Source organism: Rhodovulum sp. P5 (genome assembly GCF_002079305.1).
In the GTDB taxonomy this organism is placed as follows: Bacteria; Pseudomonadota; Alphaproteobacteria; order Rhodobacterales; family Rhodobacteraceae; genus Rhodovulum.
This window is the reverse complement of the sequence record NZ_CP015039.1, coordinates 2,046,251-2,071,512: the sequence shown is the minus strand read 5'-3', so window position 1 is coordinate 2,071,512 and position 25,262 is coordinate 2,046,251. Positions and strand designations below refer to the sequence as shown.

The following is a 25,262-nucleotide window of genomic DNA, read 5'->3' as shown; positions in this document are numbered from 1 at the left end:
GGAGGACAGACCATGCCGCTTCTTGCGAAATCCGAACGCCCCGCCGCCCCCCGGGCGAAGCGCCGCAGCTATCACTTGGACGATGCCGATCCGGTGATGCGCCGCCATGCGGTGCAGGACCTCGACGGATCGGCAGGGGCCGTGGCCGATCTTGCCCCGCTGCTGGCCGGAGAGACCGACCACGCGGTGCGCAGTGCGATGTTCACGGTGCTGGCCGGGATCGCGACGCCCGAGGCGCTGGACGCGATCCTGCCCTGCCTGCAAAGCGAGGATGCCGAGTTGCGCAACGCCGCCGTCGAGGCCGCGCAGCAGATGCCGGACGCGGTGGCCAACCGGATCGAGGCGCTGCTGGCCGATCCCGACCCCGACCAGCGCCTCTTCGCGCTCGACATCCTTCAGGACCTCGCCCATCCGCACGCGCCCGACTGGATCGCGCCGCTTCTGTCGCGCGACACCGACCCCAATGTGGTGGGGACGGCGATCGACCGGCTGGCTGAATGCGGCCGGCCCGACATGGTCGACGCCATCCGCGCCGCGGCCGCGCGGTTCGAAGACTGTACCTACATCCGTTTTGCCTGTGACTTTGCCTGCGAGCGTCTCGCCGGGCCGCCGGATCAACCGGAAGGACCCCTCGATGCGCCATGACCCAACCCTTGGCGGGACCGATGATATCGGCCTGACCGAGGCGAACTATGCCGCTTTCGAGGAGTTCTTCTATCGAAAGACCGGCATCGCCTTCGACAGGTCGAAACGCTACTTCGTCCGAAAACGCATCGCGCGCCGGATGGAGGCCACCGGCCACGACCGGTTTCGCAGCTATTTCTCGTTCATGCGGCTGGAGCCGTCCCAGACCGAGTTTCAGGCCCTCGTCAACGAGATGACGGTCAACGAAACCTACTTCTTCCGGGAAGAACACCAGTTCAAATGTCTGGTCGGCTCCATCCTGCCGGAAATCAGCGCTCGGCGTCCCAACGCGCCGCTCAAGATCTGGTCGATGCCCTGCGCTACGGGGGAAGAGCCCTATTCCATCGCCTTCTACCTGCTGGAATACTGGCGCGGGATCGACGACCATGATGTCACCCTGCTGGCATCCGACATCGATACCTCGGTTCTGGCGGCGGCGCGTACCGGCTATTTCCCGGAACGCTCGCTGAAGAACCTGCCGCCCGAGCTGCGCAAACGCTATTTCCGCCCCGCCCGGAACGGCAAGCATCAGATCGACTCCGAAATCCGTGAGGTGGTCGACTTTGCCAAGGTCAACCTTCTGTCGCCGCCGCCGCGGTTCCAGCAGGGCGATATCGACATCGTCTTCTGCCGGAACCTGCTGATCTATTTCAACCATCAGGCGCAGCGCCGGGCGGTCGAGAACATCGCCGAGGCGCTCCGGCCCGGCGGCTTCGTGCTGCTGGGCCACTCGGAATCGATGAACCGGATTTCAGATCTCTTCGCCGTCCGTCGCTTTGCCGAGGGCATCGTCTATCAAAAACCCTACGAGGACCGATGACATGGCAGACGCGCCGACCATCGATGCCCCCCGAATCCTGGTGATCGACGACGCGGTCACCATGCGCCGCTATATCCGCAACATTGCCGAGAGGGCCGGATATTCCGTGGTCGAGGCGGCCAATGGGCTGGAAGGTCTGGAACGCGCGCTCAGCGAACGGTTCGGCCTGTTCCTTGTCGATGTGAACATGCGCCAGATGGATGGCTATCGCTTCCTTGCGGAGGCACGCAAACATCCCGAGATCGCCGATATTCCCGCCGTCATGATCTCGACCGAGGCGAAGCCCGAAGACCGGCGCAAGGCGTTTGAGGCCGGCGCGAATTTCTATCAGGTCAAACCGGTGGAGCCCGACTGGCTGACGCGCCTGCTGACCCTCCTTCTGGGGAGCCCTAGCGATGTCTGACGCCGACGAAGATCTCAAGCAGGGCTTCCTGGCAGAGGCGCGCGAGTTGATCGAGCGCGCCAGCGAAGCGCTATTGTCGTTGGAACGAACCCCGGGGGACCCCGCGCTTGTCGCCGCGCTGTTCCGGGCCGTGCACACCCTGAAAGGCAATTCCGGGCTTTTCGATATCGGGCCGCTGACCCGGGTCGTGCATGCGGGCGAGGACGTGCTTGACCGCGTGCGGGCGGGGGAAATCGCGCTGACGGGCGACATGGCCGACGCGCTGCTCGATGCCCTCGACCAGGTCACGGAGTGGCTGGAGGTGTTCGAGGAAGCCGACGGCTTGCCCGCGGATGCGGGGCGCACAGGGGCCGGTCTGGCCGAACGGCTGTCCGCCTTCCGTCCCGATGCCGCAGCGGCGCCCACCGCCGCCCCGCCGCCCCCCGTCGACGGGCTGCCCGCGGAGTGGCTGAGCGATCTGCCCGCGCCCGAGCGGGCCGAGGCCGAGGTCGTCCTTGGCGAGGGTAGGGCGCTGGTCGCGATCGATTATGTGCCGGATGAGGACTGCTTTTTCCGCGGGGACGATCCGCTGCGCACCGTGCTGGCCTTGCCCGGGCGGGTCTGGCTGTCGGTCACCGCGACCGAACCGCTGGAGCCGGGCGTCGCCTTCGATCCGTTTCGCTGCACGCTGCGGTTCCGGGTGTTGAGCCGCGCGCCGCGGGCAGAGCTTGAGGACAAGCTCGCCTATGTCGTCAGTCAGACCAGCACCTACGAGATTCCGGCGAAGGCCACGGCCGCGCCCCCTGACGACAGCGTCCTGCATGATCTGCTGTCGGCCCAGGCGGAGGCGCTGGCAGCCGAGGTGGCGCCCGAAACCTTTGCCGGGCGCCTGGGCGCCGTGGCGCGTGTGCTGGAGGCCCTTCTGCCCGCGGCCGGGCTGGACGCCATGGCCGACCGGATCGCCCCCGCAAAGGCACAATCGGTCGAGACGCACTCCACCGCTGCGATGGCCGATCTGGTGGCCGACGCGCTGGACGAGTTGGAACGGCGGACGGCGGTGCCCGATCCTGCCCCCGCCGCCCCGGAGAACACAGCCCCGGAAACGACAGCCCCCGTCGCCCGGTCCGGATCTCCCGCCCCGCGGGCCAAGAGCGTTTTCAAGGTCGACCAGTCGCGCATCGACATGCTGATGAAGCTGGCGGGTGAATTGATCGTCGCGAAGAACGCGCTGCCCTACCTCGCCGAACGCGCGGAAGAGGAATACGGCAGTCGCAAGATGGCCCGCGAGATCAAGGCGCAATACGAGGTCTTCAACCGGATCGTCGACGAATTGCAGAGCGCCGTGATGCAGGTGCGCATGGTTCCGCTGGGATCGGTCTTCGAACGGTTCCGGCGGCTGGTCCGCGACCTGTCGCGCCAGTTGAACAAGCCGATCCGGCTGGAGATCGAAGGCGGTGAGACCGAGGCCGACAAGAACGTCGTTGAATCGCTCGCCGACCCGCTGGTGCACCTGATCCGCAACGCGATGGATCACGGGATCGAAGCGGCCGATGCCCGCGCGGCCTCTGGCAAACCGGCGGAGGGGCTTGTCCGCCTGTCCGCCCGCCTGTCGGAGGATCAGGTGGTGATCGAGATTGCCGATGACGGCAAGGGGATCGACATTGCGCGGGTCCGCGAAAAGGCCGTCGAGCGTGGCCTGCTGAGTGCGGAGGCCGCCGCGACCCTGCCCGAGGCGGACGCGATGCGCCTGATCCTGCAACCGGGGTTTTCCACCGCGGCAGAGGTGTCGGACCTTTCCGGGCGCGGTGTCGGCATGGATGTCGTCGCCTCGATGGTGGAGCGCGCCGGCGGCACGGTCTCCCTCAGCAGCGAGGCCGGCAAGGGGACGACCGTTGCGATCCGCCTGCCGCTGTCGATGGCCGTGCGTCGGGTGATGATGGTCGAGGTTGCGGATGCCTGCTATGGCGCGCCTCTGGAAAGCGTTCAGGAAACCATCCGCATTCCCCGGGCCGACGTGCATATGCATATGGGCAATCCGCAGATCGTGCTGCGCGACCGGCTGGTCCCTCTTTTCGACATGCGCAAGGCGCTGCGGCTGCCCCCGCCCGACTCGGCCCCCGAAGAACTGTCGGTCCTCGTCGTCACGGTCGGCGGCGAGGCGGTCGGCCTGATCGTCGATGATTTCCGCGCGGGGGCCGAGGTTATCCCGCACCCGCTGGAAGGGCCGCTGGCCGGGCTTGGCTGGGTGTCGGGCGCGGCCCTGCTGGGCGATGGCAGCATCCTGTTGCTGCTCGATCTGGAGGAGGTTCTGAAATGCCGGTCCTGACCGAGGGCGAGATCGCCCGCATCGAAGGTGTCGCCGCGGTCGAGGAGGCCGAGGCGCTGGTCGCCTTTCTGGAAGCGGGCGGTGAGCGCCGCGTGGACCTGTCAGGCGCGACCCACATCCACACCGCGGTCTTGCAGGTGCTGATGGCCTATCAGCCCGCGACCGTCGCCCTGCCACAGGCCGAAGACCTTAATGCATTGCTTGCCCCGATCCTTCATCGGGACGGCGCAACGATCACCCATGCCGCCTGAGCGGCCCGAAGAAAGGCAAGAGACATGACAAATATCCTGATCGTCGATGACAGCCCGACGGTGCTGACCAGCATGCGTCAGACGATTTCCCGCGGTGGCTATACCGTGGAGGATTGCCGCAGCGGCGAGGACGCGATGAAGAAGCTCAAGACCGGTTATCGCCCGGATCTGATCATCACCGACCTGAACATGGACGGCATGGACGGGATCGAGTTCATTCAGCATGCGCGCAAGAATGGCGGCTGCCGGTTCACGCCGATCCTCGTGCTGACCACCGAAAGCAGCCAGGACCAGCGCGATCGCGCGAAAACCGCCGGGGCCACCGGCTGGCTGGTCAAGCCCGTCGAGCCGGAGAAGCTCTTCGCGGTGCTCGACCAGGTTCTGCCGACCTGAAACGCAACGGGTCGAGGATCGGGACGATGAACGACGAAAGCAACCGGATCACGCATCCAGCCATCGACGCCCAGGCCGAAATGCCTGCATATGCGGAACGTTTCACGGCCGCGATGGGCGACTATGTTCGGGTCACGAATGGCCAGATCGATGTCGCGTCAGAGATCATGCAGACCGTTTCGGAAAGCTGGATCGGCGGCGCTGCCTCGGCGATTTCGGCCATCGACGGACTGCGGGAGGTGGCACGGGCAACCGCGCCCGGCTTCGACGTATCGTCGGAGGCGACCTGCCGAAGCCTGTCGCCCCGCGAATGCTGTGCGCCCCTGACACGACGCGAAGAGGTTCTGCTGAACACCATCGACCGGTTCCTGTCCGAGGCTGAAGGGCATTTGCTGGAGATGATCGGCGATGGCCAGAACCAGGACAAGTCGCGCCAGATCCTCGATGCGGTCAAGACCATGAACGAGGGGCTGAACCGACTGAACCCCGCGCTGATCCTGCGTTCGTCCGAGGCTGCGTCGGAACCCAAGACGATCATCGAGGCGGCGCGGTCAAAGTTCGTGATGGCCGAACAGCGCGATGCCTGCGCCCGTGCCCTGGGCGAGCCGGTTGAGGACGCCGCCCCGGACATCGACCTTTTCTGAGGGTGACATGCCAGACGCCGGATGGGGAATAGCGCAAGACAGCGCCGGCGGTTGATGGCCAACATGTGTGACGGAGCCTTTGCGGGCGCCGTGAAGCTTTGCCCTGCGCGCCCTTCCCGTTCCGGACGGCGCCTATTCCTCTGGTGATACCCTGCCCCGAAGGGTCTTGACCTCGCCGCGTTCCTTCTTGGCCTTCAGGCGCCGTTTCTTGGAGCCCAGCGTCGGCCGGGTCGCGATGCGCCGCTTCGGGGCCTCGGTGGCCTTGCGGATCAACTCTGCCAGCCGTTCGCGCGCGATGTCCCTGTTGCGGGCCTGGCTGCGGGTGTCCTGCACCGAGATCAGGATCGCGCCGTCCTGCGTCCAGCGCCGCCCGGCCAGACGTTTCAGCCGGCGTTTGACCGGATCGGGCAGGTTGGGCGAGCGTTCGGCCTCGAACCGCAGATCGACGGCGGTCGAGACCTTGTTGACGTTCTGCCCGCCGGGGCCCGAGGCGCGGGAAAAGACCTCTGTGATTTCCCAGTCCTCGATGGCGATCTGATCGGTGATGCGCAGCATGGGGCGACCCTGCGCCGAAAGGGGGCAAAAGGAAAGGGCCGCCCGATGCGGACGACCCTCGAGAGCTACGGAGATGGGCCGGTTAGAGCGTGAGGCCCAATCGCGAGTGTTCGATCCTTGGGGTTGCCCTTAGATCACGGCCCCCGCGACTGTTCCAACCTCTCTCTCCAATATCACTCTAGACACTGGACCACCTCCTTTCTGCTGTTGCCGTTGACCTCAGACTGCCACAGATTTGGTGTCTGTCAAATTAATTCACGCAACTTGTGCTGTCAGCCGCCCAACAATCAGGCGGAAAGGCACAAGCGCGATCAACGCCAAGGCAAACTTCACACCCCAGTCCGCCACGGCCAGCGAAACCCAGAGCGGCACCATCGGTCCGACCCCCAGAAGCGGCAGGATCTCGTTGGCCCAAAAAACATCGTTTGCGGGTTCAAGGATGGTCAGCGCCCCCGAAAACGCGATGGTGAAGAACAGCGCCGTATCGACGGTGGACCCGATCAGTGTGGAGGCCAGCGGCGCGCGCCACCAGCGCCCGTCCCGCAGCCTGTCGAACACCGCCACGTCAAGCAGCTGCGCCGTCAGGAAGGCGAGGCCGGAGCCGAGCGCGATGCGCAGCGTGACCAGCGGGCCGAATTCCCCGGTGATCTGCGTGCCGATGAAGGAACAGGCGATCCCCACCACGAAACCGGCAAGGATGACACGGCGCGCGGGCCCGGGGCCATAGACGCGGTTCATCACGTCGGTCACCAGAAAGGCCAGCGGATAGGTAAAGGCGCCCCATGTCAGCCATTGGCCGAACAGGAACTGGACGAGGATGTTGGAGGCCACCACGATGGCGGCCATGGCGAGGATGCCGGGCAGAATACGGGTCATTGGAACGGTTTCCGTTTTGACAAGGTTGCGGAGACTTGGCCCACCCCTGTGGGCAGACAGGGTCGTCTATCTGCCGGCGGCGTTCTTGGCAACCCGGTATTCAACGATCTGGTTGCGCAGCAACTTCAGCCCGTTGTTGTCGGACACCATCGTCAGGCGAATTGCGTCGGTGTCGTCGCGCCAGACCGACAGCCCTTCAAGATTGGCGTGGCGGCCGACACGGGTCTTCAGCAGGACGGTCTCGTTTGACAGACCCTCGGGGCTGAAGTCGAAGCGCCGGATCCGCGATGCGAACCCGATCGGTGGGTAGAACGCACGCTCCAGCAGGTAGAACCGCCCATCGGGGCCGAAATCGGCGCCGACCGGTTTGAAGGCGCCGCGCCGTGGCAGGGTGAAGGGCGCGCTCCACTCCCGCCCCGAGAGGCGGTAGACCTGCAACATCGTCTGGCCGCCCGTATGCTCGAAAATCGTGTAGGCATCGCCCCGATCATCGACCGCGAGCGCCTCAAGCCCCTTGTTCTTGGGGGCGATGTCGGGATGCGGGAAATCGGGCTTCCATGTTGCCGCGTCGCCCGGTTTTTCCCAGCGCCAGACCCGTTCCCAGCCCTCGAACGACACGTAGAGCGCGCCATCGGGGCCAAGCGCCAGCCCCTCGGAGTCAAAGCCTGCCCGGATCGGCTTGCCCGTGTCGTCCCGCAGGTGCACGGATGTGACGTCGGTCAATCCCGCCGGCTTGCCGTCGTTCCGCTGCAATGTCGCCGTTATCAGACGCGTCCGGTCGCTCAGCGCGAACAGCGTTGTACCATCGGGCGCGATTTCCACGCCGGACCATCCCTTGAAGTCCCGACCCTCGGGCAAGGTCAGGCTGCCCACGAACGCGACAGAACCCTGCCGGTCAGAGGTCGCCAACGACAGCAGCAGCAGGAGGGAAGCGGTCAGTCCGAAGAAAGTACGGTGCGGCATTCCTTTGGCAGGTCGGCCATCGTGTATTCGCGGGGATGACGCCGCTTGGGGGCGGGTTTTGCCGGCTTTGTGGGGGCCGTCTTCGGCGGATCGAGATAGTCGGTCACCCACCATTCAAGCGTCTCGTCACAGCCATCGCCTCCCTTGGACAATTGCGATACTGTTGGCCGCTGCGGCGCGCAATAGCGGGACCCGTCGGGGCACTTCAGACGCACGTGGAAGTGATAGTTGTGCCCGTAAAACGGCCGGATCTTCTGAAGCCACGCCTTGTCGGAGCGTTTCGCGGTCTTGCACAGTTCCACCTTGACCGGCGGCGTGACGAAGATGCGATCAACCGCGGGGTCCGACGCCGCGGCGCGCAGCACGGCAGCATGGGCGCGGGTGAAATTGCCATTGACGCTGCGCTGGTCTTCGCTGCGCACATTGATCGATGACAGGTTTTCGCGTTCCCGGCGGGACAGGTTCAGCCGCTTGGGCGGCAGCATCCAGATATCGACATCCAGCCCGATCTGGTGCGAGGCATGGCCCGAAAGCATCGGCCCGCCGCGCGGCTGGCTGATATCGCCGACGTAAAGCCCTTTCCAGCCATATTGCGTGGCCCGGGCGCTCAGCCGTTCGATGAAATCGATCGTCTCGGGGTGGCCCCAGTTGCGGTTGCGCGACAGGCGCATCGCCTGCCATGTGGGCCCGGTTTCGGGCAGTTGCACCAGCCCCGCACCGCAGCCCTTGGCATAGCTTCCGATGGCCGCCGCACGGTGGCCGGAGGCATCCTGTTTCGCCCCGAACAGGGAACTGGCCGTCGGGGCCGCCTGCGCGGATGTCGCCAATGTCAGCGCAACGATCGCGCCAATCAGGTTTCCTGCCATCGTTCTGCCCGCTCTCCATCTGCCCGGACGAAGAGTAGCAGAAAAAGCCCCAACAGAAAAAGCACAACCAGGGGTGTAATCCCCATCTGTTGCGATCCGGAGATGTCGGTGATGAACCCGATGGAGAGGGGCGCGATGAACGAGGTCGCCTTTCCCGTCAGGGCGAACAGGCCGAAATGCTCCGTCATCTTGTCGGGATTGGCCTGCCGGACCATCATCGTTCGGCTGGCCGTCTGCAACGCACCGCCGGCCGCCCCGATGATCGCCCCCAGAATGAAAAACGCAATGTCGGGCAGGGCGGAGTCGGCCGCTACGGGCACGCCGAACACCGCCTCGCGCGAGACGAAGATCACCCCCATGGCGACCAGCGTCAGCAGGATCACGCAGAACACCAGAACCGGCTTGGGGCCAAAGCGGTAGTCGGCCTGCCCGCCGACCCAGGAAAACACCGCCGCCGTTACCGCAGCGACAATCCCGAAGATTCCCACATCGATCACGGACCAGTCCAGCATACCCGCCGCGTAGATGCCCCCGAAGACATACATGCCGCTCAGCGCATCGCGATAGAACATCGACGAGACCAGATAGGCCGACAGGCTGGGTGTGCGCGGCAGATGCCGCAAGGTGGCGCGCAACTCCGGCAACGCCTGACCGAGGGCCTTGCGAAAGGTTGTGCGCTCCGGATGGGGGGGCAGGTGCACCCATAGGAAGAACGGAATCATCGACAGCGCGTACCAGAGCGCCGTGAACGGGCCCACGAACCGCGTGCCTTCCCGGGCCTCGGGGTCAAGGCCGAAGGCGGGCTCCCGCCCGATCAGGGTTGTGCCGGTGTCGCCCTCGGCAAAGTAAAGCAGCATGATGACAAGCGCGATCAGCCCGCCGAGATACCCGAAGGCCCAGCCGGTGCCCGAGATCTTGCCAAGCTCGCGCCGCGGCCCAAGTTCCGGCAGCATCGCGTTGATGAAGATCGTGGCGAATTCCATCCCCATCAGGCCAAGCCCGAAGGAGAAGAGCAGAAGCGGAATGCTGAAATCCGCCGGGTCCGCCCACCACAGCCCCGCCGCGCCCAACACATACATGAGCGAGAACAGCAGCATCCACACCATGCGATGGCCGCTTTTGTCCGCCACCGCGCCCAGCAGGGGGGCGCAGATCGCGATGACGAGGCCCGCTGCGCCCACGCCATAGCCCCAGGCCGCCTGCGCGGCGCTGCCGTCGCCCAGCAAGTCCTTGATGTAAGGGGCGAAGATAAAGGTCAAAAGCAGCGTGGCATAGGGCTGTGCCGCCCAGTCGAAGAACCACCATCCCCAGATCCGGCGCCGTTCTGCCGTGTTCATGTGTCATCTCCCGCCATCGCGGGGGCATAAGACAGGCCATTCACGGGTTTCGCAATCGTTTTGGTGCCGTAGGGTCAGCCTTGCATCGGCGGCCACGGGCGTTCGCCCTCGGCCCCGATCCACGCGGCGACCCAGTCGGGCAGGGGGGCGAGACCGGGTCGACCCCCATTGCCCGGACCACGCGGTCGGTCGCGACAATCCCGTTCTCGTCCGTCACGGCGGAGCGATAGAGCGCGTGATTGGCCCAGTCGCCGCGGCGCCACATGCCCTGCTCGATATAGATGAACCGGTCGTCCCAGCCGACGCAGCGGCTGTGGATTTCGAACCGGTCGAACATCCGCACGCGCCGGCGATAGCGGACCGAGACCCCGGCCATGGTCAGCCCCCAGCGCTCGCGGCGAAGCGTGTCGATCAGGCCCACCCGGCGGGCCAGCGGGATCCGGCCCAGATCAAGCAGCGTCAGCGTGCGCCCGTTGTTGAGTTCCCACCAGACATCGAGATCCCACGGCCAGCAGACATGGGTCGAGACATGCGTTCCCGTCAGCGGCAGGGGCGGGGCCTTCCGGTGGATGTGGAGTTCCTTGGCAAGACGCAGAAACGGGTACATGTGAAGCTTCCTTTGTGTCGGGCCATGCCTTGCGCCTGCTGCGTTTACCGTCAAGGGCGACGCGGCGGAAAGACAGTTGCACCGGGGCGCGGCTGCGCCTACCTGTTGGGCGGATAGCTGACAGAAGGAAAGGCTTGCCCATGCTTTCGCTTTTCATGATCCTCCTGATGATCCTGAACATCGTCTATTTCATCATCATCGTTCAGATCATCATGAGCTGGCTGATCAGCTTTAACGTGCTGAATGTCTACCAGCCCATCGTCGGGCAGATCTGGCGCGGCCTGAACCAGTTGCTGGAGCCGATCTATTCCCCGGTGCGCCGTATCCTGCCCAATACCGGCTCCATCGACTTGGCGCCGCTGGTGGTGCTGATCGCGATCTTCGCGCTGAAGATCATCATCGGCAACAACATGTATATCTTTGCCTGACCTGACCTTGCGGGCATGCCGTGGCCCGGCCGGGGCCTAGAACACGGCATGTTCGCCCAGATCGACGGTTTCGCCGCTGCGTGCAAGGCGGGCGTAGAAATCAGCGAGCGTTTCGGTGCCGGCAGAGGGTGTCGCGTCGGCATCGTATGTCCCGGTCTCGGGATCCCACAGCAGCATCGACTCGGTGGCGTAGTACCGCCCGATCCGCGCCAGTTCGGCCTTGTCGCGCATCTTGGGCGACACTTTTCCCAGCGTCGACAGCACCGCGATGATCACGTTCAGCATCGCCACCGGCACCTGTTTGAACTTCGGTTCCTGCCGCAGTGCGGCGAACAGCATCTCCCCCTGCGCGCGGGGGGTGATGGCCGCCCCCGGCCCGCCGATCGGCAGGATGCGGTTCCAACGGTCCGGGTCGATCAGGCACTCCGCGATATAGGTGCCAAGGTCGTCGTCGCTGATCGGCTTGCAGGCGGTCAGGGTGCCATCCCCGAACATCAGGAAGGGTTTGCCCTTGCGCACCCGCTCAACCTGCCCCGAAAGCGATTTGAAGAACGCGGTGGGACGCACGATGGACCATGTCAGGCCCGAGTCGCGCAACTCTTTCTCGAAGGCCAGCTTGGCCTGCTGGAAGGCCAGAAGCGGTTTCTGAACGCAGATCGCCGACAGCAGCACGAATTGCGTGACGCCCGCCGCCTTGGCGATGTCCAGCGCCTCGACATGGGCCTGGTGGTCGATCTCCCACGCATCGCGGGGCACGCCCGTGCGCGAGGCGAGGCAGGACACAACGGCATCGAACCGTTCTCCCCGGAAACCGTCCTCGGTCAGCGACAGTGGATCGGTCACGTCGCCCGTGCGCGCCTTGGCCCCGTCGGGCAGTTTGGCCTCGGACCCGGGCCGGATGAAACACACGACGTCATGGCCTGCACGAACCAGCGCCTTGACCGTGGCGGTGCCGATGGTTCCGGTGCCCCCAAGGACGAAGACGCGTTTGCGGTCGGTTCGGGTCATGGCATGGCTCCTTCTGGCAAGCGGATCGCCCGGTGCGGGCCGTTTCGGCGCCACCCTATGCGACAGCGCGCCGATGCAGAAGAGGCCGCAGATTGCCGCGTTGCGCCGGGGGGCTTTGAAAGCGCCCCGCAGGCTCCTATACCCGAAGCTGACAGGTTTGAAACGGAGGCGAGGATGAGCAACCCCACCGCGGCGATGCTGGTGATCGGCGACGAAATCCTGACGGGGCGCACGCGCGATGCGAACATGCATTTCCTTGCCGGGGAACTGGTCAAGCACGGCATCCGTCTGGCCGAGGTGCGGATCGTGCCGGATGTGCAGGACCGGATCGTCGAGGCGCTGAACGCCCTGCGGGCGGCCCATGACACCGTGATCACTTCTGGCGGGATCGGTCCGACCCATGACGACATCACCGCCGACGCGGTCGCCGCGGCCTTCGGGGTGCCCATCGACGTTCGCGACGACGCCCGGGCGATCATGCAGGACTATTGCGACCGGATGGGGCGGGAATTGAACGATGCCCGCCTGCGCATGGCCCGTATTCCCGAAGGTGCCACGCTGATCGACAACCCGGTGTCGGCTGCGCCGGGCTTCACGCTGGGCAATGTCCATGTCATGGCGGGGGTTCCGACGATTTTTCAGGCGATGGTGGCGGGCGTCTTGCCGACGCTCACCGGGGGTGATCCGCTGATGTCCCAGAACCTGAGCGTTGAGCGGGCGGAGGGCGACATCGCCACGCTCCTTGGCGGGCTGGCGGCGGAGTTTCCGGACCTCTCCATCGGCTCGTACCCCTATAACCGCGACGGGGTCTACGGCACCAATATCGTGATCCGCGGCACGAGTGGCGAACGGATCGACAGCGCCATGGGCAAGCTTTGCACCCTGTTCCCCGAGGCTGTCGGGTGAGTTTCGACCGGCTGTTCGCCGGGCAGGAGGCGACATGGCCCCCTGCCGCGCGCTGGCGGCATGGGCCCTGGTGCATCCGGGACGGGCAGGGCGGGGGCAAGCGCGTGTCGGCCACCACGGCCGAGGCCGACGTGGCCGACGTCGATGTGCCCGCGGCAGAAGTGGCGATGGCGGCTTTGGGCCAGCCGTGCCTGTTCATGCTGCGCGAGGGGGAGAGCGGGCTGGACGCGACCCTCGCGGTCCGGGGCTATGAAGTTGTCGATCCGGTGCTGCTGCTATCCGCCCCCATCGGCGGGGTCGCCGCCCCGCCCCCGCCGCCGGTTTCCGCCTTCACCGTCTGGCAGCCACTTGCCATCATGGAGGAACTGTGGGCCGAGAACGGCATTGGCCCCGCACGCCGCGCCGTGATGGAACGGGTGACAGGCCCCAAGACCGCCGTTCTGGGCCGACAGAGCGACCGGGCCGCGGGGGTCGCCTTTGCGGCCGTGCATGAAGACATGTGTTTCGTCCATGCCATGGCCGTCAGTCCAGAGCATCGCCGCAAGGGCACGGCCCGGAACATGATGCACGCCGCCGCGATATGGGGGCAGGCTGAGGGGGCCGAGACGCTGGTCGTTCTGGTGACCGAGGCCAATACGGGCGCGCATGCGCTTTATTCTTCGCTGGGAATGACGCCGGCCGCCCGCTACCATTACCGGATGATCCCGCCGGAAAAGGGGTGAGACATGCCCAACGATGACAGCCCGCCAATCGCGCTGGACCTGCCGATGGTCGATCCGCTGCCGGACGAAACGCAGCGCTATTTCGATCTGTGTACCGAGAAGCTGGGCCTCGTGCCCAACGTGCTCCGGGCCTATGCGTTTGATATCACCAAGCTGAACGCCTTCGGCGCGATGTATAACGACCTGATGCTGGGCCCAAGCGGGCTGAGCAAGCTGGAGCGGGAGATGATCGCGGTCGTCGTCTCCTCGATCAACCGGTGCTGGTACTGCCAGGTGGCCCACGGCGCCGCGGTGAGGGAGCTGTCGGGCGACCCGAAACTGGGTGAGGCGATGGTGATGAACTATCGTGCCGTGGACCTGCCGCCGCGCCAGCGCGCGATGCTGGATTTCGCGGCCAAGCTGACCGAGGAAAGCCACAAGGTCGAGGAAGCCGACCGGGAAGCCTTGCGCCAAGAAGGCTTCAGCGACCGCGATATCTGGGACATCGCGGCGGTGGCGGGCTTCTTCGCGATGTCGAACCGGATCGCGTCGGCCTCGGGGATGGAACCGAACGAGGCGTATCACGGCGCCCACCGATGATGCGGGCTGGGCGTATCGCGGCCCTTGTCCTGTTCGGTCTTTCCGCCGCTGCGCCGGCCCCCGCGCTTGAGGTGCCGTCGCCGGCACGGATGACGGTCGAGACACGCGAGGGCCCCTTGCGCCTGTCCGTGCCCATAGGCCCGTTCGAGGGGGAAGGCGTCCCCACGCTTGCCGTTGAAGGGCAGGTGCTGCATCAGGTCTGGACCTATCCGCAGGACGGCCTGACCAGTCTTCAGATCCTTACCCCCTTGCGGGAGGCGCTCCTGTCCGAGGGCTACCTGATCATCTTCGAATGTGCGGATGCCGATTGCGGCGGGTTCGACTTCCGCTTCGCGACGCCGACGCTGCCGGAACCGCAGATGCATGTGGATTTGGGCGATTTCCTGTATCTTACGGCGCGGCGCACCGCGCCGGACGGCCCCGATTTCCTGTGCCTGATGGTCAGCCGCTCCTCCAACCGGGCGTTTATCCAGATCACGCGTGTGACCGGGGCCGAGGCGCCGGAAATCAAGGCAGAACCGGACGCCATGCCCCCGCAAGGTGGACCCGCCAAGGGGGGGGCGGGACGCTTTCCGACCGGCTGACGCGTGACGGCCATGTCGTTCTTGACGATCTGGTTTTCAAGACAGGCTCCACCGATCTGGGCGAGGGGCCTTTTGCGTCCTTGCAGGCGCTGGCCGACTGTCTTGAGGACGACCCCGAGCGCGACATCCTTCTGGTCGGGCATACCGACGATGTCGGCGGGCTGGACGGCAATGTCGCGCTGTCCCGCAAACGCGCGCAGGCGGTGCGCCGCTACCTGATCGACAGGTTGGGCGTGGCGCCGGAGAGGTTGAGCGCAGAGGGCGTCGGCTTTCTTGCCCCGCTGAGCGGCAACCTGACCGAGGAGGGGCGTCAGCAAAACCGCCGGGTCGAGGCGGTTCTGCGTCTGTCAAGGTGAGGCTGGCGCTCAGATCACCTCGGTGCCGGAGAACCGATCGACAAGGAAGTCGATGAAGGCGCGCACCTTGGGCTGGGTGAACCGCCCCGGCGGATAGACCGCATAGATCCCGAGCGTTTCGGCCGGCAGGCCCGGGATCGCTTCCTGTACCAGACCCTGTTCCATCGCGTCGCGGAACAGGAAGCTGGGCAGATAGGCGATGCCAAGCCCGGAAATCGCTGCGTTCAGAAGCGATTGCCCGTCATTGACCGTCAGCCAGCCGGCGGTGCGCACCTGCCGCTTTTCGCCGGAGGGCGCGGTGATCTTCCAGACATTGCCGCTGGCCTGGTTGGAATAGTGCAGCAGCTTGTGTTCGTTCAGATCGTCGATCTTCTGCGGACGCCCGAATTTCTCGAAATAGGCGGGCGAGGCGATCATGCGCTTGCTGGTCTCGGTCAGTTTGCGGGCGCGCAGCGTGCTGTCCTCCAACTCGCCCACGCGGATCGCCATATCGAACCCTTCCGAGATCAGTTCGACATAGCGGTTGTTCAGCACCATGTTGACCGAGATATCGGGATAGTTGGTCAGGAAATCGCCCAACAGCGGCGAGAGGTGATTGACCCCGAAATCGGTGGCCACCGACACCCGCAACAGGCCCGAAGGCGCCGATTGCATGGAGGTGACAAGCGCATCGGCCTCTCCGGCATCGTTCAGCACGCGGCGGGCCCGGTCGTAATAGGCCAGGCCGATTTCGGTGGGGCTGACCCGGCGGGTGGTGCGGTTCAGCAGGCGCGCGCCAAGACGCGCCTCGAGCGAGGAAACATGCTTGGACACCGCGGATTTGGAAATGCCCATCTTCTTGGCCGCGTCGGTGAAGCCGCCCTGGTCCACCACGGTGGCGAAGGCTTCCATTTCGGTCAGTCGGTCCATCTGATATTCCTTGGGTAGCGATCTGCGCTGGCGCCTAAAATGCTGCGGAAATCGGGCAGGATTTTGATCGGCGCCCGACAATAGTTGGGAAAAGGGAAAGATCGTCACCCTAGCGGCAACAGGTAACCACAAGGTAATCACCCGGGGCGTCGGGGCACGCGGGGGTGGCGTTCAAAGGGTTGCGGCCAGTTCCGCCCCTTGCCGGATGGCACGTTTCGCGTCGAGTTCCGCGGCAACATCCGCACCACCGATCACATGGGGGCGCAGGCCCCGCGTCGCCGCTGCATCGGCAAGGCTGCGGTCCGGTTCCTGCCCGGCGCACAACACGATCGTATCAGCCTCGATCAGACGCGGCTCCTTCCGCTCGGGCCCGAAGGAGATGTCCAGACCAGCCTCGGTAATGCGGTCGTAGTTCACGCCCCCGATCATCTGCACCCCCTTCATCTTCAGCGCGGCGCGGTGGATCCATCCGGTCGTCTTGCCAAGACCCTTTCCGGGTTTCCCGGCCTTGCGCTGCAACAACGTCACCTGCCGCAGGGGCGGGTCCGGGCGGGGGCCTTCGGGAGCCAGCCCGCCGCGATGCTCTGACGGATCCGCAACGCCCCATTCGCGGCGCCAGTCGTCGGGGGAAAGCGTGGGGCTGTCGCCGGTCACAAGGAACTCTGCCATGTCGAAGCCGATCCCGCCCGCGCCGATGATCGCGGCGCGCGGGCCGACCTCGGCCCCCTTGGCCAGAACGTCGACGTAGCTCAGGACATGATCCATCTCTTGCCCTGGGATCTGCGGATCGCGGGGGATGACCCCGGTCGCGATGACCACCTCGTCGAACGGCGCTAGCTCCTCGGGTGTGGGGGCGGTGCCAAGACGCAGCGTTACCCCTTGCCGGGTCAGCATCGTCTCATACCACGCGATCAGGCCGTTGAACTCCTCCTTGCCGGGGATTCGGCTGGCCATGCGCAACTGGCCCCCGATTTGCGCGGCCTTGTCGAAGAGCGTCACGCGATGGCCCCTTTCGGCCGCGACCAGCGCGGCAGAGAGGCCCGCGGGGCCCGCGCCCACAATCGCGATGTCTTTCGGGACCGCGGCGGGGACAAACTGCAGCTCTGTTTCGAAACAGGCGCGCGGATTGACAAGGCAGGTGGAGACCTGCCCCGAAAAGGTGTGGTCCAGACAGGCCTGGTTGCAGGCGATGCAGGGGGCGATTTCATCGGATTGGCCCGCGGCGGCCTTGGCCACGAACGCCGCGTCCGCCAGCCATGGCCGCGCCATCGAAACCATGTCGGCGCAGCCCTCGGCCAACACCTGCTCGGCCACCTCGGGCGTGTTGATCCGGTTGGAGGTGATGACCGGGATACCCACCTTGCCCATCAGCTTTCGCGTCACCCAGGCGAACCCCGCCCGCGGGACAGAGGTCGCAATGGTGGGAACCCGGGCCTCGTGCCAGCCGATGCCGGTATTGATGATCGTGGCGCCCGCATGTTCGACGCGTTGGGCAAGCTCCACCACCTCGTCGAAACTCGATCCGTCGGGCACAAGATCGATCATCGACAGACGGTAGATCACGATGAAATCCGGGCCCACGGCCTCCCGGACCCGTTGCACGACCTCCAGCGGCAGCCGCATGCGGTTTTCATACGACCCGCCCCAGCGGTCCTCGCGCCGGTTGGTGTGACGCACAAGGAACTGGTTCAGGAAATAGCCTTCGGACCCCATCACCTCGACCCCGTCATAGCCGGCTTCGCGGGCCCGGGCGGCGGCGGTGGCGATGTCGGCGATCTGCTTTTCAATGCCGGCCTCGTCCAGTTCGCGCGGGGGGAAGGGCGAGATCGGGGATTTGATCGCGCTGGGCGCCACGCAGTCGGGGCCATAGGCATAGCGGCCCGCATGCAGGATCTGCATCGCGATGCGCCCGCCCTCGGCATGGACGCGGGACGTGACGGTGCGGTGATTGGCGATGTCCTCGGCCGTGAACAGACCTGCGGCCCCGGGAAACACCGCACCCTCGGCGTTTGGGGCCATGCCCCCGGTGACGATCAGGCCCGCACCGCCGCGGGCGCGCTCACCATAAAACGCGGCCACCCGGTTCCAGTCGCCCCGTTCCTCCAACCCGGTATGCATCGAGCCCATCAGGACGCGGTTGCGCAGGGTCACGAACCCCAGATCAAGCGGGGCCAGAAGATGCGGATAGTCGGCCATGGCGTCCTCCCCCAGCCTGCGGCGGCCACCTTGCGATGGCGTCGTCTCGATGTCACCGGCGACGCGGCGTCAGGCCGTCGCCCGTGTCGCGGGCCGCTCAGGGTTCCTTCTTCATCACCAGTTGTTCCGGCGCCGGGTCTTCAACGCTGTGGGCGGGGGCCAGCGTCTTGCTCTCGGCCCGGATATGGGCGGCGAAGTCGCGCAGCACCGCCCGGCTTGTCTTGTCGTCGATGGCCCGGTCCTCGAACCCGACGACAGAGGCCGTGACCAGACGGTCGTTCACCTCGAACAGGGCCCGCCAATAGGTCGTGCTCAGCCCCTCGCCGGCGTTTTCGCTGCTGTCGGTCAGGTGGATGAGGAACAGCCTGTCGCGTTCGTACATCCGATGCACCACGACGCTGTCGGCGCGGCCATCGCGGGCCAGTGCGGCCAGCCCCGCCTCGGATGTGAAGAACTGGGCCAGCCGTATGGCGCGGTCTTCCTCGCGGCCGCCGGTTCCGGGGCGCGAGGCGACGGAGGCGGTCAGAATCGCGGGATCGGCGGGCATCGGGGCGTTTTCGCGCCCGGTCAGCGCCGCGCAACTGGCCATCAGGACGAACGCCCCCTGCTGCCCGTCACGGGTCGCCCGCACATCCACGCAGAAACCACGCGGCCCCGCGATCACCACCGTGTCGTCGGCGACCTGCACCTTTTGCGGGGCGGCCCGGCTGAAGGCGAGCCCGCCGAGCCCAGCCGATGCCTCCGGCCCCGCGGCCAGGCACCCCGACAGCATCATGGTGCTGAGCGCTGCGGCCAGAAGTCCGCCCGGAAGGCCGAGCCTAAAGCGACATATAATCATGTTTTTCACCGGCCGCCCCGGGATGGGTAACGGCGCCCTTTCGTGTGGGACCCACAAGCTGCACGTATTTCCACAACGCGCCCGCGCCGTAGATCGTGTCTTTCGGGCCTTTCCAATCGGCCTTGCGCCGGGCCAGCTCGTCCTCTGACAACTCTACGGACAACTCGCCCTTCACTGCGTCGATGGTGATCCGGTCGCCGTCCTCGATCAGCGCGATGGGGCCGCCATGGGCTGCCTCGGGGCCGACATGGCCCACGCAGAAACCGCGCGTCGCGCCAGAAAAACGCCCGTCGGTGATCAGTGCGACCTTCTTGCCCATGCCCTGCCCGGCAAGGGCCGCGGTGGTCGCCAGCATCTCGCGCATGCCGGGGCCGCCTGCCGGGCCCTCGTTCCGGATGACGATAACATCGCCCTCGGCATAGGCTCGGTCCCGCACCGCGGCAAAGGCGTCTTCCTCGCACTCGAATACGCGGGCGGGGCCGGAAAAGACCTGCTGCTCCGCCGTCATGCCTGCGACCTTGGAAATCGCGCCATCCGGGGCAAGGTTGCCCTTCAGGCCCACGACGCCTCCGGTCGGCGACAAGGGCGTGGCCACGGGGTGGATGACCCTGCCGTCGGCCTCACGCTCCACCAGGTCGATCTCTTCCCCGATGCTGCGGCCGGTCACGGTCAGGCAGTCCTCGTGGATCAGGCCGGCCTTGCGCAATTCCTTCAGGATCACCGGCACGCCGCCGGCCTCGTACAAATCCTTGGCGACGTAGCGCCCGCCGGGTTTGAGATCGACGAAATAGGGGGTGTCGCGGAAAATGTCGGTCACGTCGAAGAGGTCGAAGTCGATCCCCGCCTCATGGGCGATGGCGGGCAGATGCAGCCCGGCATTGGTCGACCCGCCCGTGCAGGCGACCACCCTTGCGGCATTTTCCAGCGCTTTCAGGGTGACGATGTCCCGGGCGCGGATGCCCTTTGCCAGCAGGTCCATCACCGCGCGTCCAGATGCCTCGCAATACTGATCGCGCGATTCATAGGGCGCGGGCGCGGCAGAGGAGTTGGGCAGGGCAAGCCCAATGGCCTCGGACACGCAGGCCATGGTGTTGGCGGTGAATTGCCCGCCACAGGCGCCCGCGGAAGGGCAGGCGACCTTTTCCAGCGCAACAAGCGCGGCTTCCGACATCTTGCCCGCCTGGTTCGCGCCCACGGCCTCGTACACATCCTGCACGGTGACATCGCGCCCTTCGTGCCGGCCGGGCAGGATCGACCCACCATAGACAAAGACGGAGGGGACGTTCAGCCGGACCATCGCCATCATCATCCCCGGCAGGGACTTGTCGCAGCCCGCAAGCCCGACAAGCGCGTCGTAGCAGTGGCCGCGCATCGTCAGTTCCACCGTGTCGGCGATCGCCTCCCGGCTGGGAAGGGAGGAGCGCATGCCCTCATGCCCCTGCGCGATGCCGTCGGTCACGGTGATCGTGGTGAACTCTCGCGGGGTGCCGTGCGCCTCTTTCACGCCCATCTTGGCGGCCTGCGCCTGCCGGTTCAGCGCGGTGTTGCAGGGGCGGCCTCGTTCCAGCAGGTGGCGACGCCCACAAGGGGTTGGTGGATCTCGTCTTCCGACAGGCCCATCGCGTAGTAGAACGACCGGTGCGGCGCCCGGGCGGGGCCCTCGGTCGCGTGGCGGCTGGGCAGGTTGGACTTGTCAATCAGGGGTTTTTGCAAGGGGGCCTCCCGCCTGGTCATGTTTCGGAATAGACGCGGCGGGGATATGTGACAAGCGATTGATGGTCCTGCCCGCCCGGTCTAGGTTGCGCCAGCGGAAGGAAAAGGCCGATGCGGTATCGCCCACATGACAGACTGGTGGCATCGGCGCGGGCCGGATCGGCGGTTTGGCGGACGATCCTTGGCGTGCTGCTGGCTTTCACGGTCTATATGGGGCTGATCTACGCGGTCTATGGTGTCGTGGCGGCGCTTTCCGGGGCCTCGATCGCCGCTGCGGTGTTCGAGGGGATCTTTGTCACCACCCTGACCACCCACGATGCGCTGTGGCTGCTCTTCTCCTTCGCGGCGCTGATCGTGGGCATCGTGACGGCGGCGAACCTGTTGCAGGACCGGGGGCTCTTTTCCATGACGGGGCCGCCGATCCTTGCGGTGCGGCATTTCACGCGCGTGTTGTGGGCGCTGACACTGTTGCACGCCGCGCTCTGGGTCCTGCTGCCGATGGATGACGGGATCGTGCCCAACCTGGCTGCGGGGCGGTGGCTGACGCTTCTGCCGCTGGCGGTTCCGGCGCTGCTGATCCAGACGGCGTCGGAGGAGTTGCTGTTTCGCGGCTATCTTCAACAGCAACTCGCGGCGCGGTTTACCCATCCGGCGATCTGGATGGGGGTGCCTGCGGTGATGTTCGCCTGGGGCCATTTCGACCCGGACCTGACCGGGGCAAACACCGCGGCGGTGGTGCTGTGGGCCGGGATCTTTTCGCTTGCCGCGTCGGACCTGACCGCCCGGACCGGGACCCTTGGTGCGGCGATGGCGTTTCACTTCGTCAATAACGCGACCGCGGTCTTGATGGTGGCCCTGCCCGGGCCGCTGTCGGGACTGGCGCTTTACACCTATCCGCTTGGCGCGGACGATCCGGCACTGTTCCCTTATCTGGTCGTCGATCTTGCCGTCATCGGATTGTCCTGGCTGGCGTGCCGCGTGGCCCTGCGCGTGTAAGTTGAAGCATGGGTGCGCGCACGCTACGTTTCGGAGCGTTCGTCCATCAGCCGAGACAATTCATGCACGCTCCGCTTTTCGAGGCCTATGTCGCGCCCGCCCGGCTTTACCCCGAACTTTGGCGGGTTTTCGTCGCAGTCGGGGTGATCCTGCTGATCTATTGCGGTTTTTTCGCGCTGATGGTGGTGGGCGCCTACCCCGTTCTTGGCCCGCTGGAATATTTTGGCTGGATGCGGGGGCTGGCGACGCCCGACACGGCGTCCAGAACGCTTTTCGTGCTGGCCAGCTTCCTCGGGCTGGGACTTGCGGTGCTGATCGCGACGCCTGCGCTGCACTACCGCGCGCCGGGAACGCTGTTCGGGCCTGCGCGCGACACGTTCAGGGGTTTCGGCACGGCGCTGGCCGTTCTGATCCCGGTCTATGGGGTGTTGTTCGTTATCGGGCTGCTGCTGTCGCCGGTCGAGGCCAATCTCGATTTCGGGCTGTGGCTGAGACTTCTGCCCGTTGCGCTGGTGCTGGTGCTCGTCCAGACCGGGTCGGAGGAGTTGCTGTTTCGCGGCTATCTGCAACAGCAACTGGCCGCGCGGTTCGCGGCCCGGGCCATCTGGATGGGCCTTCCCGCCCTTGTCTTCGCCGCGTTGCACTTCAACCCCGCGGCGGGCACCAATGCGTGGTTCATCCTGCTGGGGGTTCTGGTCTATGCGTTGGCCGCGGCGGACCTGACCGAGAAATCCGGCAGCCTCGGCCTCGCCATGGGGTGGCATTTCGTGAACAACTGCAACGCGCTGCTTGTGGTGTCGGTCAAGGACACGATCACCGGGCTGTCGTTGTTCGTCACGCCCTTCGACATGACCGATACGCATATGGTGCCGCTGTCGCTTGGGCTGGATGTTCTGACCATCGTGATCATGTGGCGTCTCTTGCGCGCGCTGATCTGACCCTGACCACGTGATTGCATTTCGCGGCCTTGCGTCTTATCTGGGCAGCCAGATCGTGCGAAGGGTGCCCGCTTCATGAACTGGATCAACAACTACGTCCGGCCCAAGATCAATTCGCTGTTCTCCCGTAGGGAGATGCCGGACAATCTCTGGCAGAAATGCGATGCCTGCGGGACGATGCTGTTCCACCGGGAACTGTCGGACAACCTCAACGTCTGTACGTCGTGCGGTCATCACATGCCGATCCTGCCCCGCGACCGGTTCCTGACGCTCTTCGACGGCGGCATCTTCACCGAGATCGAGGTGCCCACGCCGCTGGCCGACCCGCTGCAATTCCGCGACCAGAAGAAATATCCCGACCGGATGAAATCGGCGCAGAAGCTGACCGGCGAGAAAGAGGCGATGCTGGTCGCCGAGGGGGAGATCGGGCGCACACCGGTCGTGGCCGCCGCGCAGGATTTCAGCTTCATGGGCGGGTCCATGGGCATGTATGTCGGCAACGCCATCATCGCGGGCGTCGAACGCGCGGTGCAGCGTGGCCGGCCCTTTATCCTGTTTTCGGCTGCGGGCGGCGCGCGCATGCAGGAAGGTATCCTCAGCCTGATGCAGATGCCGCGGACCACGGTCGCGGTCCAGATGCTGCGGGAGGCGGGGCTGCCATATATCGTGGTCCTGACCCATCCCACAACGGGCGGTGTAACCGCCTCCTACGCCATGTTGGGGGATGTGCATATCGCCGAACCGAATGCGCTGATCTGTTTCGCCGGGCCCCGGGTGATCGAGCAGACGATCCGCGAAAAGCTGCCCGAGGGGTTCCAGCGGGCCGAGTATCTTCTTGAGCACGGCATGCTGGACCGGGTGACCAAGCGGACCGACATGCGGGACGAGTTGATTACCATCATCCGCCTGCTGATGGGTATGCCCCAGGCGATCAAGGCAGAACTGCCGCCGCCGGCCAGTTTCTCCCACGGGCCGGAAACGGTCGCCGGAGAGGCGCCGGACGTCGAGGCCATGCCGCAGCCGCCGCAACCCGTCGCCCCCGATGCCGAACCGGCCGGAGAGGACGCCAAGGCGTGAGCGCGGCGGGCAGCGATGCGCTGCTTGCGCGGATGATGGCGCTGCATCCCAAGGTCATCGACCTGACGCTGGACCGTGTGTGGCGCCTGCTCGCCGCGCTCGACCATCCCGAAGGCAGGCTGGCGCCGGTGATCCATGTGGCCGGGACCAACGGCAAGGGATCGACGCTCGCCACGATCCGCGCGGGACTGGAAGGCGCCGGGCTGTGGGTGCAGGCCTATACATCGCCGCATCTGGCGCGCTTTCACGAACGGATCCGCCTGTCGGGCGGTCTGATCTCCGAGGAAGCCCTGGCCGCGGTGCTGGACGAATGCGAACGGGCCAATGGCGGGGCGCCCATTACGTATTTCGAGATCACGACCTGCGCCGCCTTTCTGGCCTTTGCCCGCGACCCGGCCGATTTCTGCCTGCTGGAGGTCGGCCTTGGCGGGCGGCTCGATGCAACCAATGTCATCGATCAGCCGCGGTTGACGGTGATCACCCCGGTCTCCATCGACCATCAGGCGTTTCTCGGCGATACGCTGGCGGAGATCGCGGCCGAGAAGGCAGGCATCCTGAAACGCGGCGTGCCCTGCATCGTCGGCCCGCAAGAGGACGCCGCGCTGGAGGTGATCGAGGATCGTGCAGCGCGTCTGGGGGCGCCGCTTCTCGCCTACGGTCAGCACTGGCATGTGTGGGAAGAACGGGGACGCCTGGTCTATCAGGACGAACGGGGTTTGCTGGACCTGCCCTTGCCGCGTTTGATCGGCGCGCATCAGGTGCAGAATGCGGGGGCCGCGCTGGCGGCCTTGCGCGCGCTTGAGATGGAGGAACCCGCCTGCGAGGCCGCCGTCACCCGGGCTGAATGGCCCGCCCGGTTGCAGCGCCTGACCGAGGGCCGGCTGGTCGAGGCCGCAGGCCGGGCCGAGTTGTGGCTGGACGGCGGGCACAACCCGGCGGCTGGCGTGGCGCTGGCAGAGGCGCTGGGGCGGCTTTCCCCCAGACCGCTGCACCTGATCTGCGGGATGATGAACACCAAGGATGTTGCGGGCTACATGGCGCCGCTGGCCGCGCGTGCCGAAACCCTGACCGCCGTGTCGATCCCGGGAGAGACAGCGACCCTGCCGGCCGAGGAAACCGCGGCCATCGCCAAGGGCGCGGGCCTTTCAGCCAGCACCGCAGAAAGCGTGGCGGACGCGGTTCGGCGCATCGCGGCCGAGGTGCCCAACGCGCGCATCCTGATCTGCGGGTCCCTATACTTGGCGGGGCGGGTGCTGCGCGACGCCTGACGTCGGGCTTGACCGGGCCTGCAACGGTGGCGAACCTGTT

General features: G+C 65.9%; 26 protein-coding genes and 2 pseudogenes. 17 read left to right on the top strand and 11 right to left on the bottom strand.

Features of this window, described 5'->3' with window-relative positions; translation table 11 throughout:
- Positions 1 to 12: 12 nt before the first annotated feature.
- From RGUI_RS10140 to RGUI_RS10110, 7 genes are read left to right on the top strand one after another with little or no spacing between them, the layout of a single operon-like run.
- Entirely contained in the window at positions 13 to 645 is a 633-nt protein-coding gene (locus RGUI_RS10140) for a HEAT repeat domain-containing protein (protein WP_081532952.1), read from the top strand.
- Entirely contained in the window at positions 635 to 1,504 is an 870-nt protein-coding gene (locus RGUI_RS10135; RefSeq protein WP_081532951.1) for a protein-glutamate O-methyltransferase CheR, read from the top strand. The genes RGUI_RS10140 and RGUI_RS10135 overlap by 11 nt, the downstream gene beginning before the upstream one ends.
- A gap of 1 nt (position 1,505) precedes the next feature.
- Positions 1,506 to 1,907, top strand: a complete 402-nt coding sequence (locus RGUI_RS10130) for a response regulator (protein WP_081532950.1) — start codon at positions 1,506 to 1,508, stop codon at positions 1,905 to 1,907.
- Complete coding sequence (locus RGUI_RS10125; RefSeq protein WP_081532949.1) at positions 1,900 to 4,212, top strand: chemotaxis protein CheA; 2,313 nt, start codon at positions 1,900 to 1,902, stop codon at positions 4,210 to 4,212. Before RGUI_RS10130 ends, RGUI_RS10125 begins: the two co-directional genes overlap by 8 nt.
- A complete protein-coding gene (locus tag RGUI_RS10120) occupies positions 4,200 to 4,463 on the top strand; it encodes a hypothetical protein (protein WP_081532948.1) in 264 nt (87 codons plus the stop codon). Before RGUI_RS10125 ends, RGUI_RS10120 begins: the two co-directional genes overlap by 13 nt.
- 24 nt (positions 4,464 to 4,487) lie before the next feature.
- The gene (locus tag RGUI_RS10115) at positions 4,488 to 4,856 is read left to right on the top strand and encodes a response regulator (protein WP_081532947.1); all 369 of its coding nucleotides are present in this window, start codon (positions 4,488 to 4,490) and stop codon (positions 4,854 to 4,856) included.
- Between the two features lie 26 nt (positions 4,857 to 4,882).
- Positions 4,883 to 5,500: a hypothetical protein gene (locus tag RGUI_RS10110; RefSeq protein WP_081532946.1), complete on the top strand. Its 618-nt coding sequence runs from the start codon at positions 4,883 to 4,885 to the stop codon at positions 5,498 to 5,500.
- A 132-nt stretch (positions 5,501 to 5,632) separates the two neighbouring features.
- Here RGUI_RS10110 and arfB read toward each other — a convergent pair whose 3' ends face one another.
- From arfB to RGUI_RS10080, 6 genes and pseudogenes are all read right to left on the bottom strand, one after another.
- Positions 5,633 to 6,055 (bottom strand): alternative ribosome rescue aminoacyl-tRNA hydrolase ArfB, encoded by a 423-nt coding sequence (gene arfB, locus RGUI_RS10105; RefSeq protein ID WP_081532945.1) that lies wholly within the window; start codon positions 6,053 to 6,055, stop codon positions 5,633 to 5,635.
- A gap of 255 nt (positions 6,056 to 6,310) precedes the next feature.
- Positions 6,311 to 6,931 carry a queuosine precursor transporter gene (locus tag RGUI_RS10100; protein WP_081532944.1) on the bottom strand — a complete coding sequence of 207 codons (621 nt, stop codon included), beginning with the start codon at positions 6,929 to 6,931 and terminating at the stop codon, positions 6,311 to 6,313.
- A 66-nt stretch (positions 6,932 to 6,997) separates the two neighbouring features.
- Positions 6,998 to 7,894 (bottom strand): esterase-like activity of phytase family protein, encoded by an 897-nt coding sequence (locus tag RGUI_RS10095; protein WP_081532943.1) that lies wholly within the window; start codon positions 7,892 to 7,894, stop codon positions 6,998 to 7,000.
- Positions 7,867 to 8,760 (bottom strand): penicillin-insensitive murein endopeptidase, encoded by an 894-nt coding sequence (mepA, locus tag RGUI_RS10090; protein ID WP_081532942.1) that lies wholly within the window; start codon positions 8,758 to 8,760, stop codon positions 7,867 to 7,869. The genes RGUI_RS10095 and mepA overlap by 28 nt, the downstream gene beginning before the upstream one ends.
- Positions 8,745 to 10,097 carry an MFS transporter gene (locus tag RGUI_RS10085; protein ID WP_081532941.1) on the bottom strand — a complete coding sequence of 451 codons (1,353 nt, stop codon included), beginning with the start codon at positions 10,095 to 10,097 and terminating at the stop codon, positions 8,745 to 8,747. Before RGUI_RS10085 ends, mepA begins: the two co-directional genes overlap by 16 nt.
- A gap of 74 nt (positions 10,098 to 10,171) precedes the next feature.
- Positions 10,172 to 10,704 (bottom strand): annotated as a pseudogene (locus tag RGUI_RS10080) (acyl-CoA thioesterase).
- 140 nt (positions 10,705 to 10,844) lie between these two features.
- On the opposite strand from RGUI_RS10080, the gene RGUI_RS10075 reads away from it, so the two are divergent.
- Positions 10,845 to 11,132, top strand: coding sequence for a YggT family protein (locus RGUI_RS10075; protein ID WP_081532940.1), 288 nt, complete (start codon positions 10,845 to 10,847; stop codon positions 11,130 to 11,132).
- 36 nt (positions 11,133 to 11,168) lie between these two features.
- Here the strand turns inward: RGUI_RS10075 and RGUI_RS10070 are convergent, their stop codons facing one another.
- Positions 11,169 to 12,140: an NAD(P)H-binding protein gene (locus tag RGUI_RS10070; RefSeq protein WP_081532939.1), complete on the bottom strand. Its 972-nt coding sequence runs from the start codon at positions 12,138 to 12,140 to the stop codon at positions 11,169 to 11,171.
- A gap of 174 nt (positions 12,141 to 12,314) precedes the next feature.
- On the opposite strand from RGUI_RS10070, the gene RGUI_RS10065 reads away from it, so the two are divergent.
- The 5 genes from RGUI_RS10065 to RGUI_RS22125 all read left to right on the top strand — a co-directional run bounded on the left by RGUI_RS10065 (position 12,315) and on the right by RGUI_RS22125 (position 15,287).
- Positions 12,315 to 13,046 (top strand): molybdopterin-binding protein, encoded by a 732-nt coding sequence (locus RGUI_RS10065; protein ID WP_081532938.1) that lies wholly within the window; start codon positions 12,315 to 12,317, stop codon positions 13,044 to 13,046.
- Positions 13,043 to 13,768: an N-acetyltransferase gene (locus RGUI_RS10060; RefSeq protein WP_081532937.1), complete on the top strand. Its 726-nt coding sequence runs from the start codon at positions 13,043 to 13,045 to the stop codon at positions 13,766 to 13,768. Before RGUI_RS10065 ends, RGUI_RS10060 begins: the two co-directional genes overlap by 4 nt.
- A 3-nt stretch (positions 13,769 to 13,771) precedes the next feature.
- On the top strand, positions 13,772 to 14,347 hold the full coding sequence (locus RGUI_RS10055; RefSeq protein WP_081532936.1) for a peroxidase-related enzyme: 576 nt from the start codon (positions 13,772 to 13,774) through the stop codon (positions 14,345 to 14,347).
- Positions 14,344 to 14,931: a hypothetical protein gene (locus RGUI_RS22130; RefSeq protein WP_253799092.1), complete on the top strand. Its 588-nt coding sequence runs from the start codon at positions 14,344 to 14,346 to the stop codon at positions 14,929 to 14,931. The genes RGUI_RS10055 and RGUI_RS22130 overlap by 4 nt, the downstream gene beginning before the upstream one ends.
- An 80-nt stretch (positions 14,932 to 15,011) precedes the next feature.
- Positions 15,012 to 15,287: an OmpA family protein gene (locus RGUI_RS22125; RefSeq protein WP_253799089.1), complete on the top strand. Its 276-nt coding sequence runs from the start codon at positions 15,012 to 15,014 to the stop codon at positions 15,285 to 15,287.
- Positions 15,288 to 15,296: 9 nt separating this feature from the next.
- On the opposite strand, the gene RGUI_RS10045 is transcribed toward RGUI_RS22125, so the two are convergent.
- From RGUI_RS10045 to ilvD, 4 genes and pseudogenes are all read right to left on the bottom strand, one after another.
- Complete coding sequence (locus RGUI_RS10045; RefSeq protein ID WP_081532934.1) at positions 15,297 to 16,196, bottom strand: LysR family transcriptional regulator; 900 nt, start codon at positions 16,194 to 16,196, stop codon at positions 15,297 to 15,299.
- Between the two features lie 171 nt (positions 16,197 to 16,367).
- Positions 16,368 to 18,392: an NADPH-dependent 2,4-dienoyl-CoA reductase gene (locus RGUI_RS10040; protein ID WP_081532933.1), complete on the bottom strand. Its 2,025-nt coding sequence runs from the start codon at positions 18,390 to 18,392 to the stop codon at positions 16,368 to 16,370.
- Between the two features lie 97 nt (positions 18,393 to 18,489).
- Positions 18,490 to 19,239 carry a hypothetical protein gene (locus RGUI_RS10035; protein ID WP_156882933.1) on the bottom strand — a complete coding sequence of 250 codons (750 nt, stop codon included), beginning with the start codon at positions 19,237 to 19,239 and terminating at the stop codon, positions 18,490 to 18,492.
- A pseudogene (gene ilvD, locus RGUI_RS10030) lies at positions 19,211 to 20,964 on the bottom strand (dihydroxy-acid dehydratase). The gene RGUI_RS10035 and the pseudogene ilvD overlap by 29 nt, the downstream one beginning before the upstream one ends.
- Positions 20,965 to 21,054: 90 nt before the next feature.
- Between ilvD and RGUI_RS10025 the strand changes: the two are divergent.
- The 4 genes from RGUI_RS10025 (at position 21,055) to RGUI_RS10010 (ending at position 25,222) form a co-directional block, all read left to right on the top strand.
- Positions 21,055 to 21,939: a CPBP family intramembrane glutamic endopeptidase gene (locus tag RGUI_RS10025; protein ID WP_081532931.1), complete on the top strand. Its 885-nt coding sequence runs from the start codon at positions 21,055 to 21,057 to the stop codon at positions 21,937 to 21,939.
- Positions 21,940 to 22,001: 62 nt separating this feature from the next.
- On the top strand, positions 22,002 to 22,877 hold the full coding sequence (locus RGUI_RS10020; protein ID WP_172841119.1) for a CPBP family intramembrane glutamic endopeptidase: 876 nt from the start codon (positions 22,002 to 22,004) through the stop codon (positions 22,875 to 22,877).
- Between the two features lie 75 nt (positions 22,878 to 22,952).
- On the top strand, positions 22,953 to 23,954 hold the full coding sequence (gene accD / locus RGUI_RS10015) for an acetyl-CoA carboxylase, carboxyltransferase subunit beta (RefSeq protein WP_081532929.1): 1,002 nt from the start codon (positions 22,953 to 22,955) through the stop codon (positions 23,952 to 23,954).
- A gap of 32 nt (positions 23,955 to 23,986) precedes the next feature.
- Positions 23,987 to 25,222 (top strand): folylpolyglutamate synthase/dihydrofolate synthase family protein, encoded by a 1,236-nt coding sequence (locus RGUI_RS10010; RefSeq protein ID WP_371587428.1) that lies wholly within the window; start codon positions 23,987 to 23,989, stop codon positions 25,220 to 25,222.
- Positions 25,223 to 25,262 lie beyond the last annotated feature (40 nt).